A 13,206-nucleotide genomic window follows, 5' to 3' on the forward strand; every position below is an offset into this window, starting at 1 on the left:
CCGCACTGGCGTCACACATCCTACTCGAATGGATCGGCGAGCCCTATGAAACTCAGGAAGTCGTCCATAGTCAGCTGAGATCAACGTGGTACCTCGAGATCAACCCTGGCGGGGTTGTGCCGGCGCTACAGACTGATGATGGCTGGATACTGACCGAGAACGTAGCGATCCTGAACTATCTTGCCGACATCTTCCCTGCCCAGAGGCTTGGCGGCGATGGGACGCCACTTGGGCGCGCTGAAGTAAACCGCTGGTTAGGCCTGATCAATTCCGACGTGCATCAAAGTTTTAAGCCGCTCGTCCGTCCCGAACGCTACCTTGACGACACCTTGCGATACGAAGAACTTCATAAACACTCTCGCTTGCGCTTGCGAAGCCTATTCGAACAATTGAATAACCAGCTGGCCGATCGAGAATGGCTGGCAGGTCATCGATCGTTTGCGGATCCTTATCTTTTCGTCACGCTGCGCTGGGCTAGAATCAAGGAAGTAGACCTCAGTGGACTGGTTCATCTGCCGCTCTTCGTTCAGCGTATGCGGGCAGATCCGGGCGTCATGGCAGCCACGCAGCAAGAAGGACTGATTGACTAGACTCCCTGGTGGTGGCAAACAACTGCGTGTGGCCACCCGTAAATTGATTACCCTCACATTGGAGCTAAATTTAAAGCGAGCACCGCCTATTAAACGCGATCCGTTTTACAAACGGCCCTTCTGACGAAATCACCTACTCTGTTAAATTAGCCGTTTTCCTTTTGCGGCTGACATCTGAATGCCAAACAAATAGATATATCTGATAACACACAAGCTATCAGGGGCAGCTTCAAAAAACGGAAAAAAAGCACTACAAGGGCTGCTCCATTGAGCATAACCTCGTTAAGCGCTCATCGCTATCCAGACAGGCGTCGGGTGACGTGCGCTTTCTGTGCCGTCACTCCCCAAGCAGCTGGTTGCAGTTAATGTGAGCAAGTGAAAATGGAATGCAAGCATGCGCCACTGAATGCAAGCTCAGTCGCAGCTAATGTGAGCGCGAGGAGCCCGTCAGTCGCAATTAATCTGAGCCAAAAATTGCGTATATTGCAAGCATGACCACTTTCGATTGCAAGCCACTACACCTAGCGATCGTCAATCGTCAAAAAGAGCGGTGGGATGCTAATGCGGATTTTGTTGGGTAGGGACTTTCACCTCCAAGTCACCAGCGTGGCCACCACAGCCAAGCTGGTTGCGCTTACGCGCAACGCGCCATGCCTGGCGCCCCCAAAGAATGTATGGTCAGCCCATCTCCTGCAACCTCTTTGGCTGTTTTCGGTAAAGCTGGCCTGCGCTAATGTATCCGGGCTCGTTGTGAGCGTTGCGTCAACAACGCTCGGCCCCCGATGAGTAGCCGCTCCCGACGGTCCTGAAAAAGCCCTCAGCCTCTAAAGCTGAATTTTGTGCCAGGTTCTCAGTCGGGCCGTTTGCCGTTTACTGTCATCAGTCAGTGACGTCGCAAAAGCCGGTGGTAAAGCTGTACGTTCAAGCGTTCGGATGTGGGTCGTACTGGCCGCCTTTGGCCAGTACCGCCCACACGATTCGCGCCAGTTTGTTGGCCAGCGCGCACGCCACGACATTGGAATGTCGGCGTGTCAGCAGTTCTCGAACCCAAGGCCCCAGGGCGTCTTCCCGCTTATCGATATGCTGCATGATGGATCGCGCGCCTTGTACCAGCAGCTGGCGTATGTGCTTGTCACCGCGCTTGCTGATCCCCAGCAACACCGTCTTCCCACCCGTTGAATACTGCCTCGGCACCAACCCTAGTGATGCAGCAAAATCGCGTCCACTGCGATAGTTCGATGCATCACCCACATCCGCCAATACCGCGCTGGCGGTGATGGGACCGATGCCAGGAATACTCTGTAAGCGACTCCCGGCATCGTCTTCTTTCAACTGCTGTTTCAGGTCGGACTCGATGTCCTTGATTTCATCATTCAGCTGTTGAATTTGATGATGGAGGCGCATCACCACGGCCTTGAGGCGTAATGGAACCGGATGTTGTGGGTCGTCCAGCAACGCCGGCACGCGGTTCAGCGCAGTGCTACCAATGGGCAGGCTGATCCCGAACTCCAGCAGAAAACCGTGGATCTGATTAGCCGCTTCGGTGCGATGGCCAATCAATGAATCACGGACACGGTGCAGCGCTGAAAGCGTTTGCTGCTCTTCGGTTTTGATCGAGCAGAAGCGCATCGCGGGGCGGCTCGCCGACTCGCAAATCGTTTCGGCATCAATGAAGTCGTTTTTGTTGCCTTTGACGAACGGTTTGACGTACTGCGGGGCGATCAGCTTCACCTCGTGGCCCAATGCACCGATTTGCCGAGCCAGCCAATGGGCACCGCCACACGCCTCCATCACCACGGTACAGGCCGGTAGTTGGGCCAATGTGCTGAGCAAATGGCCGCGGTTGGTTTTCTTGCGTAACACCTGATGACCTTTGGCGTCCTGGCCATGCAGGTGGAAACTGTGTTTGCCAATGTCGATACCGAGAAGCGTCATCGTGTTCATGAGAGATCCTCTGCTGAAAACGAGAAAAGCCCTGCAAGCGTAAACCTGCAGGGCTTCTCGGTCAGGCTGACCATCTCATTAAGCCCGGCATTTCTGCCGGGCTTCAAATACAGCTTTAAGCGCGACGTTGGATTGCGACCTTCGACCAAAGGGTAAAGGCCACTGGTGGTGTCCAGCCTGAGTTCGATGTGTGCTCTTGCAGGCACAAGTACCTATTGCCCTCGTAAGTCACACCATCCTCCTTGCGATACCGGTGGTTCAACTGCCACTCAGGGTACTCTGGATCGGTGATGTCTCCAGCGGTTCTAACGCTCAGGCTTTTGCTCGGAAGCGACTCCTTCCCTGAAGAGTCTGTTGCAGTGACAAAGTAGCTGTACTGCGTGTTCGGCGTCAGGCCCGAGTCTTTCAGCATCAAGGCAGCTGTATGACCTATTGCAGTCCCATTTCGGTACAACGTGTACGTCTCGATCGGACGGGGACCGACTGAGGCTCCCCAGCTCAAGGCCACGCTGGTTTCGGTAACGTCCTTGCAGGATAGATTCGCCGGAGCCGTTGGCCGGTCACCAATACCTATCTCACCGTGAATCAGCGGAGCGTAACGATTGTAGAACTCCCAATCGTAGGGGACATTGTGCGCGCTAACGCCATCGTCCCAGTTGATCGACCAGGTCATCAGTCCTTTGATGGGATGGCCGGCAGCATCGAGACGTTTGAAAGCATTTACCACCGCCGCGGGATCAATCACGTAGCCAGTAGCTGCGGCGTCAACGTTGGCCGGTAAGCCAATGACAAATTTTTCCGCAGGAATGGCGATGTAGTCCCGAGTACCAGTTACCAGGCTTTCGGTCAGATAGAAGAGGAAATCATCTTTCATCTCGTCATTGTTCTGCGCAATCCAGGCGCCCTGACCGCCATTGGCCTCCTGAACCCAGATACCATCGCCACCTTGGTTGTAGTACTGAGGCGCGATGAAGTCGTAGTACCCCTCGAGCGCCTGAATGTAGCCAACGTACTTGCCGCCACCCCTGAGGTAGGGAAACTCAGGCGCCATGCTGATGATGAAATGTTTCCCTTCGCCCTTGTAGTGATCCTTCACCAGTTTCAAGGCGGCAGGCAACACCGTCTTGTTGTCAGCAAAATCAATGGCGCTTTGCTCAAGGTCGATATCCAGCCCATCGAAACCGTAGACCTCAACCAAGCGAATGATTTCATTCGCCAGTGGCTGCTCATCTCCGTTGTGCAACTCGATATGAGCGTCGGCACCACCCAACGAGATCAACACAGCCCTTCCTTGGCTGTTCAGCACACCCACCTGACGACGAAACTCGTCGTCGGAGAGGTTATAGGGTTTAAAGGTAGGAATGCCTTGGCCTTTCATAAAAGCCACTGCGACAACGTTGTAGTCTTTGGGTACATCCACCAGATCGAGATTGGCGAACTGTCCACCTTGATAGCCGTCACTATGGCCGGCGGGCCAGTTATGCCAGAAACCCATCAGAATTTTTTTATTGGTAATACCAGGCATCAAAGATGCTGAATCACTTACTTTAGACTTCAGTAATGAAAAATCAATCTTAGACATTGTTCTATTCCTTCAGAACTGTGCTAGGAGTCGTACATGACCCGTTGTTATTTAAAGTCCACATCGAACGCTTGGTAAAACGCATTACCGGTATTGGCAACAATCCAAAGCAAGACAATGACATGGTGACCTTGTTTGCCTGTAGGAAGTTTTACTTCATGTTCAACTTTCGGCTCCATTTCGTCGGCGTGGTCATAGTACGGAACATGAGTATAAAAATCATCATAGAAAGATTTTGGCTCAAGCTGCGCACGGCTAATACGTTTTTCGGGTCCCAGCCATCCTTGGTAATGAACCAGCTGTAACCCCGAGTGACGTGAGGCATCGAATATTCCCATTTGACATGAAATATCTGGCCCGGATCGACGTTCAACAGAGGCCAGGTAAATGGGCGATTTAGCTTTTCGCTCATTTCCTCGTTGGTGAAGTTAACGCAATCGCGGGCATCGGCCCTGCCACCACTGAGGATATAACCATCCGCTGGCGGTACCAAGCTCACATTATCCGTTTCATAAGGCTTGGGGAATGGACCAGCAGTCAATGATGGGAAGTTCTTCCCGCCTTCCATTTCATTAGCTTGCCAGTCACGGATAAGTCCTTCGTCTGTAGCAGTAGCAGTACGGCTCGGGGGGAAATCACACGACCATGTTTCAGTTGAGGCTTGGTTTCTGGCTTATTCATCAGATTCATTCCTTTGATTAATTGACTCCTCTCTAGAGGAGATTTTTCAGGCTAGCGCAACGTGTTGGATTGTCCACCGTAAAAAATAAATACAACTACAAAAGCAGAAGAACACAGGCCGGCAAACTCTCCCACCACCCCGCCACCTCACCTCCTCCGCCCAAACAAACAGAGGAGATGGCACTACCAAACGGACAAGCACCTATAACCTTTCGAAATATAGATCCAGAGAAATATAACTTTAGTCCCTCAAGCAAGAAGCATGGACAGCATGAAAATTTCGGCTAAGGTGAGATAGTTCCCCAGTGAGGCAGACACTACTACTCCGCTTGGGCAAAAACATCAGGAAATTTTTGCAAAACATGGCGCATAATTTTACTGCAAGGAGGCGCACAACCATGAATACAAAAAAAGGTACTTCGCAATTCATTACAATAACTGAAGACAACAAGACATTTTCAACCCTACAGAAAGGCTTTAATCTTCGCTGGCCCCCAAACGCCGGAATGGGCGCCAAGCGAATCTACGTATGCAAAACACCAGAAGAAATACTAGACGCTGCGAATGAAGCACTATCGCAAGACTTTCGAGTCACCGTGAGGAGCGGAGCGCATTGCTATGAAGGCTTCGTATCGAATCAGCTAAACAACGAAAACCTGGCAATTATTGACGTGGGCGAACTTAAAGGCTTTTCTCATGATACTGATGGTAAAATCCAGCCTCTATATAAACATGACAGCAACAACCCCACACATTATAAATACGCCGCATTCACAGGCAGTCAGAACTGGGATGGTTATGTGGCAATGTATAAACAGAATGGCAAAACAATACCTGGCGGTTCGTGCTATTCCGTAGGGCTCGGTGGCCATATTAGCGGCGGCGGATACGGTTTACTGTCTCGTCTTCAGGGGTTGACCGTCGACTGGGTAACAGGAGCGGACATCTTGATTCCGGACCCCGCCAATAGCGGAAAGACGTTAACCCCTATTCATGTTAGCCCGAGTTCAAAACTTAAAATACATCGCGAGCTTTTCAAGGCTTGCTGCGGGGCGGGCGGCGGTAATTTTGGCATAATTATTCGATACTATTTCAACGACCTACCCGACGCCCCACAAAAAGCTTACTGGACAACCCTCTCTTGGGAGTGGGCGGACTTCGATCGAATCAGCTTTAGAAAATTTCTGCGCGGATATTACGGCTGGTTCGCCAAAAATGATTCCGACGCAACCTCCAATATCTTATCAAAAGCAAACGGTGGTCTTTTCACCCTACTGAAACTGAATCACATCGACTCCAATCCGAAAATTATTTTGGCCATCCAATACACAGGACGCGATGGCATGGTGGGCGATCATGAACGAGATGCGCCATTTAACGATTTTCTCTCCGAGATAAACAGTGCAGCACCAGGTCACGGCAAACTATATGACGGCTTCGTATTACCAAACATCGCGCCAAGACCCCATAGCATGGCTGGTAGCGCTATCACCAAAGCGTCGCCTGGGCTTCTTATGGATTGGTTCTACATTACCCAGATGATTAATGCGTCTGGGAACAATCAGAGAGGAAAATACAAATCCGCCTATCAAGTGGATAATTTTACAGACGAAGAATGCGATGCATTTTATAACAATCTCTGCGCCCATTCCGACGATGGGACCTTCAGCCAATCGCTTGTCCAAATTGACTCTTATGGTGGAAAAATTAATAGCGTTGGCCAAGGGAACACCGCTGTACCGCAACGCAAGTCTTTATTAAAGTCTCAATATCAAACGTACTGGACTGATCCAGCTCAAGATAATATTCAACTCGCCTGGATCAGTAAAATCTACGAAGATGTCCACGCAAATCAACCTAACAAACGACCTGGCGTCGATGGGCGATATGAAGGCTGCTACATTAACTATCCAGATGTGGACATGTTACTGGTAAGCGGTACGCCTAATGATAGCTGGCTTGAACTTTACTATGGAAACACGGGATTGGTAGAGGAATTAATACTCTTGAAAAACCAAGTAGACCCTAACAACCTTTTCAGACACCAGATGTCGATTCCGCTAGCACGAGACAATAAAAGACAATAAAAGATACACATCCCCAACTTCACGCACTGCCTAGGGATGGTCTGAAGTAGTCATGTGTTTCTGGTTGACTTCGACCAACGTTGATTTTGAAAGTGGCGAGTCGATCCAAAACGCTCAGATCACTCACTCATTTCTGTCTTTTTAGCCGCTGCGAGCACCTCGCGGCGGCTATGCCCCACATTACAGGCGCCCCTCTCCTACATTGCTCAGTAAATGTCGGCGAGCCATCCACAGATTCGACAGCGCAAACAACGTCACCAACTGTGCCGTGTTTGTCAGCGCTGATTGAAAACTGAACATCAGCGAATTTAATCTTTTCCATTTGGTTCACCGTTTATTTTCGACCGTCGCCCCAAAGCTCCATCCCACCTTTTTGACCTGGATGTAGCACGTCAGCAACCACTCCTCCGGATCTGTGCTGAGCCGTTGGGATAAGTTGCAACCCCCCTCACGATAGGCGTCATGATGCCAAGTTAAAAGAGGATGTAGTTTTGACCATGCATGTGCGCCTTTGGGACCTGGGCTGACTTTATCGTAAATTCCGGGATACGAGCTTTCCATATGATTTTTATAAACCGGATCACTATTCATAGAGTTATAAAGCTGTTTATTGTCCTCTTGGAAGTGAGAGAGGTCGCGTCTTCCAGGATAGTGGACGTCTTTTTCCAATGTAGCCTCATAAGCAACGCTGTAGTGAGGACTAGATTTCGGACGGCCACTCGAGTCTACCTCGGGAGGGTCGCACTCATTAGAAGCTAACCCCAACGGATCCACCCTCCCCGTCGGGTTAGGCACATACTGGTAGTTGTTCAACCCACCTGCAAGCTTGATCGGGTCCGGTGTCAGAAACCGTCCAGTACCCGGATTGTAGTAGCGATATCGGTTGTAATGTAAGCCCGTTTCCGCATCGAAGTACTGACCCTGGAAGCGCAGTGGGTTGTCGATTTGCGCTACGTCGAGGGCGGCGAGGTTGCCATAGGCTCGGTACTTCGCCGACCACATAATCTCGCCGCTGTAGTCGGTTAGCTCCTGAGGGGTGCCGAGGTGGTCGAGTTGGTAGTAGTACAGCTCGGCTTTGAGTGGGCCTTCGCCGTCGAGCATCGCCAAGGGGCGGAAGGAGCCCGGTTCGCAGATATAGCTGCGATATCGGTTGTCGGCGCTTTCGTCGATGAAGCGTTCGCCTTGCCACAGGAATTCCGTGGTGTGACCATCGACGGTTTTGGCGATACGACGGCCAAAGGCGTCGTACTTGTAGCTTGCAATGCTGCCGCCGGGGAGGCTGACGCCGATGAGGCGGTGTTGGCAGTCGTAGCGGTATTCGGTGACAAGCTTTTGCCCGGTTCCGCGGCACTCACGGCTCAAATTGCCATAGGCGTCGTAGTCGTAATGGCGATCGCCCTGCATTAGCAGGCGGTTGCCTTTGACGTTGGCCAGGTTCGCGGTCGTCTGGTCGCCTTGACCGAGGAGGTTGCCTGCTGGGTCGTGGGCGAAGCTTTCCGGTGTCGTGCCGCGGACGTTAATCAGTCGGTCGAGTGGGTCGTAGTGATAGCTACGAGCTACGATTGCCTTTCCGGCTGTCATCGATGCCGGCGAGATTGTCGTTGGCATCGTAAGCATAGCGACGCTGAAACAGGTTGCGATCCTGCTGGCTGACGCTGTGAGCTTGCAGTCGGCCTTGTTCGTCATACTGATATTGACTGAGCCAACAAGCCTTGCTGGCGCTGATGTTCGCGACCGGCGCTGTACTGGTGGGTGGTCAAACGCGAGCCATTGAGGTCGATGCTGCTCAGGCGACCGCCGGATTGGTGGCGATAGTCGAGTTTGCTACCGTCGGGCAAGCGACAGTGGATCAGTTGGCCGAGTTGGTCGTACTCGTAACGCAGGGTTCCCCAACCTTGGTGCTCGGCGATCAGGCAGTCTTGAAGGTCGTATTCGTAGGCCAGTAGCCTTTTCACTCCATGGTGCGACCTCAGCGGACGCCCTCCCCCAACACTTGTGGTTGACGACACCTAGCTCGCGAGCGGATAACGTCCGAAAATATGGGCGCTACAAGGTTAAATCTTTCGTTGCGCCTAAAATTCTAGGCATTAGCTCAATGAAGGGCTTGGTGGCACGATTGTCGGGCTACCGCGAAAACGGCTGGAAGACCCACAAAGGGTTCGGACGATCGTTGCGGTGAAACGAATGCTCTCGTTCGGTGAGCTTTCGACACACGAACCGGCTCAATGCCGCCACAGCCTTCACATTTTTTTCACATATTGTTCTGACCACACCTCAGCAACTGCAAGGCTTACAGGCCAGCGTGTAACACTCGTGAGACTCAAGTCCTTCACATTTTTTCGCTCGCCTCCTACGCGTATAAAACGCCGCACGGTCACGCCACACGATGGCCCAACACCTCCCAAACGTCCCACAACCGGCAGCTGTCCGATGCGACAGGGTGTAAGGATGGGGTACGCAGACTGGGCTGGCGGGTCGCCAGTTCAACTCGACCGCACCTGAGGACGGATGCGCCCAGATCGATAAAAGAGGCATTAGTCGGGCGGAGACAAATAGAGCATCGTGGGCGCGACTGAAGCAGCAACATCCATAGGCGGTTTCACGGCGTAGATTGCGAGCGACCGGTGAAGGTTCATCTCATTGGCATGGGTGATTCCTTCCGGTAGCGGCGTCAGCATTAGGGGCCATACCGACCCAACACCTGCTAACGTCAGGGTCAGGGTGTCGCCGCACGCTGATTCGCCGCTTCGGCGGTGGTCGGTGTTTAGTCAACGCCAACACACCTTGCACGGCAAAACGCCTATCGTTCGATACAGTCGGTAAGCCTCATCGCCGGCCTTCAAGGAGACCGCATGTCTACAAAGAAAATCGAGGTCTACCGCGGTTCAGACGGACACGTGCCGGCGTCTGAACAGGCGGACGAAATTCACCTCCACATCGAACTGCCCGCAATGAGAGGGCACGCAACAGACGTGTACCTTGATTGTCTCGAGGTCTTGAACCGTGTTTTTCTCAGCGCCCTGCCCCAGGCAGTGGCCGATTCAAAGGAGCCTGCCTCAGACCTCAGCGCTCCCGGCACACTGACCCCGCGCACCTTGTTCAGGGAGGCGGCCATGCTAGCGGAGGCGCGGCAGTTGATCCTGCAAGGCGGTGACTGGGTCACTGCGACGGGCTTGTCCCAACTCACCGGGCTCGAGCCTGCAGCGCTCGCGGCAGGCCTCCGGGCGTGGCTGCGCGACGGCCGTCTCATCAGCATGAGCGACCGGAGCCAGGAGTACTTTCCAGTGTTCGCGTTTGGTGACGCAACGGAACAGCGGCCCACCGCCGAATTTGGCGCAGTGGTCAAAGTGCTTAGCGAAAAAAGGACGGCTGGGGCATGGCGTTCTGGTTCGCTTCGAGCAATCACTTCTTGGGAGGCAACCGTCCGAAAGACCTGCTGCGATCATCACCGGAGCGTGTGCGCAGCGCGGCTGAAGAAGAGGTGGCGGGGCAACTGCATGGCTAGTCCCGCAATCGCGCACAAGGCAAGCAGGTACGCTATGGTTGTGTGCGGTGGCGGAAGCAGGAAGGTGAATGGATGAGAGGGCGACTTACGGCCGGCAAATCATCGAAACAGCCGCGCCGCACCACGCGGCCTCGGACACTAAGTAAAACGCGAACCGCCAGCGATCACTGGCTGGGATCCGCCGCCCGCGGTGCAGGCCAGAAGCCCCCTCGGCCGGACCGGGAGCGCATGCCCTAAGCGCATGGAGCACCATGTGCTGTCACTTCACCGGCGTGATTGAGACGGCTCGCACCGTCGGTGTGCCGCTAAAAACCACCGAACACATTGCCCGGCTAGGCCCTGCCGAAAGCCCGTGTAGTACTCTGCGAGCCTCGCTGTCAGGGAGCAAAATGGTCGATATCTTGTTCGAGGCGGCCTGCCCAAAGGTTGGTGCTGCCGACTGACAATGCCGTCATCGGCAAACTGGTATCCGACCCACGGGGGAGGCTTCTGCAGTTTCATCGGTTCGGCGCCGGAGGGCTGGTGCTTCACTCGACCCTAGCCTCGCACACCCGTTGCGCGGGAGCACGGTGGCGCGGCACCGGTGATGCTGGCCGTCGATAACGACCTCAATGACGCTCTGCCGAGTATCGCCCGTGGCGAGTTCTTCCACTCCGGACAGGGTTGCGTAAGCGTGCAACGGATTTTCTGCCACCGCAGCATCACCGAACGGGTCGCCGAGCGCCTGGGCCAGTTGGGCGATGCCACGGTGGCCGATGACCCGACTGATCCGCGTACTGACGTCGGCCCGAGGATCGCCGAATGCAAAGTGACCGCTGAGCCAATGGGTCAATGGGTCAATGGGTCAATGGCGCCGTCGCCGGTGGCGCACGCCTGATCTCCGGTTACCGCGTAGCCGGTTAGCGAGATGCTTCGGTGAAAATGCGATCCCAGTCGCGGGCGACCAAGATTTGGCAAGCCGACTCCGCCCCACCAAAACAGCGTCGCGATACTGTTTGCATACTGGCTTCAGCAACATAAGTAATGGATTGCCCCGCTTCATCGAGCAGCACGCCGCCTGCTCCTCTCAACAACGCATGACCTGCTACGACGTCATGTGCGCAAACCGGATACAAAGAAACGCCGCAGACACCTTCTCCTGCGGCGACTTTGGCCAATCTGTACGCGATAGAGGGCATCGCCACAAATATACCTGGCTTGCACAGCTCGCCATTAGTCTCTGGTTTATTGATCGCGGCGGCACTGACCATTACGAACTCGTCACCCGACAGAGTTTTGGTCGAAAGCTTTGTCCTAACCTGCTTTCCATTACGTATCACGTTGTCCAGCCCTTCAGCCCAAGCTATGCAATCAGGAACACCTTCGACAGTAACCGGCGCGAACACTACACCCAAAACAGGCGTTTGCTCGTATAGCAGGCCAGCGGAAAGGGCTGAACCTTTAAGCCCGTTGAGGAAGTCACTGGTGCCATCGTTCGGATCGACGACCCAACACCACGAATTTCCAGTCAGACGATGACCGGTTTCCTCGCCCCTGAAGTCGCAAGGAAAGAGCTCAAGCAATTGCTGGCGCAGTAAATGCTCGATTTCCAGGTCCACACTGGCCTTATCACCCTGCCCTCGGGGTCCGCCTACCCTCGCCCACTCGGCGATTAGCAACTGACCTGCACGGATCACGACCTCAATTGTCAGAGTAAGTAGCACTGAAAGGTTTGGAGTTCGCACGGGACTTGCTGCCACATCAAAACTGGACAGAGGAATGTAATTTTCCTCGTCGGTATGACCACACAAGTCGCCGGCCAGCCGTCCAGTAGGCTCAAAATCTCTGCCAAACGCCAAAGCCGCATCGAGAAATCTGTGTGCGATTTTTTTGACCTCTTAGCCAGAGCGCGACTGGCTTCGACCTCAATCTGAGCCCGCAATGACCATCTATGGCTTATGACCTTACGCCTACCTTTCATCATGACCTCCAAAGAAATTAATTGCACGACTGCCTTTGCCCAAGACGTGCGATGGGAAGATAGACAGCCCCACCAACTGTATGGCGACCAAAGGAAATGCGGCACCCAAAATATTGCTATAGCATATATAGTTTACCCCTTCAGCAATATTGGACCCTTTCGGGCACCACATCGGAGCGCTCAGTGATTTTCCTTTTCGACCGTAAGCATAAAGAGGTACGAACTTGGACTCATTGCGAAATAGAAGGGCTCTGCTTCATTGCCACCATTACGTCGATGAGAACGGGGCAACAGAACCGCGCGGCGGTGGTCGAGTGTGCGTATGAACTGCGACACTATCTTTTAACAGCTGAGGACGTCGTGGTCAGGCACGTTCACATGATGTGTCCCCCTTCTATAAGTGGGCGTAGCGCCTGGGCTTTAGAAGAGCTTGAAAGCATAGTGGCTTTCACTGGAGTAGACGTCGATCAAAGCGCAGTTCTGTATCGAACATCGGTTGCGAGCTACAAGCTCGGCGAACTGGATCTTCGAAAGAGAAAGCGATCACGAATACTGTTCTCCGCTAGCCACCTCGAACAGGATTTACCGAAAATTTCCGACACGCTGTCAGAGGACACGTATCCGCAAATGCTTGCCCCGCTATGGGTGCGATGAGCACTCTTCACTCGTTCCTAAAACCATTTCAACGTGAGAAAAATGCAAATATTGCTATAGCGTATAGCTCTTTATCCCGCAGCAAGGCTTTATCGTGCCTTTTGCGGATCAGCAAATGGATCTCAAAGAATCCTTCGGGATTACCGTAAAGACGATTCGTCGCAGCAAAGGGCTTCCACAAATTGCTGTTGGCATAAATCAGG

7 protein-coding genes and 2 pseudogenes are annotated in these 13,206 nt (G+C 53.3%); 4 read left to right on the forward strand and 5 right to left on the reverse strand.

Translation table 11 applies throughout. The features are described from left to right. The coding region (locus JFV26_RS09310; RefSeq protein ID WP_201191710.1) for a glutathione S-transferase N-terminal domain-containing protein at positions 1-590 on the forward strand (590 nt) is incomplete at its 5' end. Between the two features lie 921 nt (positions 591-1,511). On the opposite strand, the gene JFV26_RS09315 is transcribed toward JFV26_RS09310, so the two are convergent. From JFV26_RS09315 to JFV26_RS09325, 3 genes and pseudogenes are all read right to left on the reverse strand, one after another. Next, positions 1,512-2,534 (reverse strand): IS110 family transposase, encoded by a 1,023-nt coding sequence (locus JFV26_RS09315; protein ID WP_201191712.1) that lies wholly within the window; start codon positions 2,532-2,534, stop codon positions 1,512-1,514. Positions 2,535-2,649: 115 nt separating this feature from the next. Beyond that, on the reverse strand, positions 2,650-4,116 hold the full coding sequence (locus JFV26_RS09320; RefSeq protein ID WP_201191714.1) for a carbohydrate-binding protein: 1,467 nt from the start codon (positions 4,114-4,116) through the stop codon (positions 2,650-2,652). A gap of 47 nt (positions 4,117-4,163) precedes the next feature. Beyond that, positions 4,164-4,708, reverse strand: a pseudogene (locus JFV26_RS09325) (lytic polysaccharide monooxygenase auxiliary activity family 9 protein). A 487-nt stretch (positions 4,709-5,195) separates the two neighbouring features. On the opposite strand from JFV26_RS09325, the gene JFV26_RS09330 reads away from it, so the two are divergent. Continuing rightward, positions 5,196-6,884, forward strand: a complete 1,689-nt coding sequence (locus JFV26_RS09330; protein WP_201191716.1) for a BBE domain-containing protein — start codon at positions 5,196-5,198, stop codon at positions 6,882-6,884. Positions 6,885-7,598: 714 nt separating this feature from the next. On the opposite strand, the pseudogene JFV26_RS09335 reads toward JFV26_RS09330, so the two are convergent. Beyond that, positions 7,599-8,827 (reverse strand): annotated as a pseudogene (locus tag JFV26_RS09335) (RHS repeat domain-containing protein); the annotation flags it as partial. Positions 8,828-10,260: 1,433 nt separating this feature from the next. Between JFV26_RS09335 and JFV26_RS34140 the strand changes: the two are divergent. Together JFV26_RS34140 and JFV26_RS33360 are read left to right on the forward strand one after the other, a co-directional pair. Continuing rightward, positions 10,261-10,389, forward strand: a complete 129-nt coding sequence (locus JFV26_RS34140) for a hypothetical protein (RefSeq protein ID WP_274610336.1) — start codon at positions 10,261-10,263, stop codon at positions 10,387-10,389. Between the two features lie 586 nt (positions 10,390-10,975). Further along, entirely contained in the window at positions 10,976-11,266 is a 291-nt protein-coding gene (locus JFV26_RS33360; RefSeq protein ID WP_242487777.1) for an aldehyde dehydrogenase family protein, read from the forward strand. Positions 11,267-11,288: 22 nt separating this feature from the next. Here JFV26_RS33360 and JFV26_RS09350 read toward each other — a convergent pair whose 3' ends face one another. Continuing rightward, entirely contained in the window at positions 11,289-12,113 is an 825-nt protein-coding gene (locus JFV26_RS09350; protein WP_201191720.1) for an inositol monophosphatase family protein, read from the reverse strand. Between the last annotated feature and the right edge of the window lie 1,093 nt (positions 12,114-13,206).

Source organism: Pseudomonas sp. TH31 (assembly GCF_016650815.1).
Lineage (GTDB): Bacteria > Pseudomonadota > Gammaproteobacteria > Pseudomonadales > Pseudomonadaceae > Aquipseudomonas.

Coding starts and splice junctions, on each gene's coding strand:
- JFV26_RS09315 (WP_201191712.1), bottom strand. CDS start 2,534: ATGAACACGATGACGCTTCTCGGTATCGACATTGGCAAACACAGTTTC.
- JFV26_RS09320 (WP_201191714.1), bottom strand. CDS start 4,116: ATGTCTAAGATTGATTTTTCATTACTGAAGTCTAAAGTAAGTGATTCA.
- JFV26_RS09330 (WP_201191716.1), top strand. CDS start 5,196: ATGAATACAAAAAAAGGTACTTCGCAATTCATTACAATAACTGAAGAC.
- JFV26_RS34140 (WP_274610336.1), top strand. CDS start 10,261: ATGGCGTTCTGGTTCGCTTCGAGCAATCACTTCTTGGGAGGCAACCGT.
- JFV26_RS33360 (WP_242487777.1), top strand. CDS start 10,976: ATGCTGGCCGTCGATAACGACCTCAATGACGCTCTGCCGAGTATCGCC.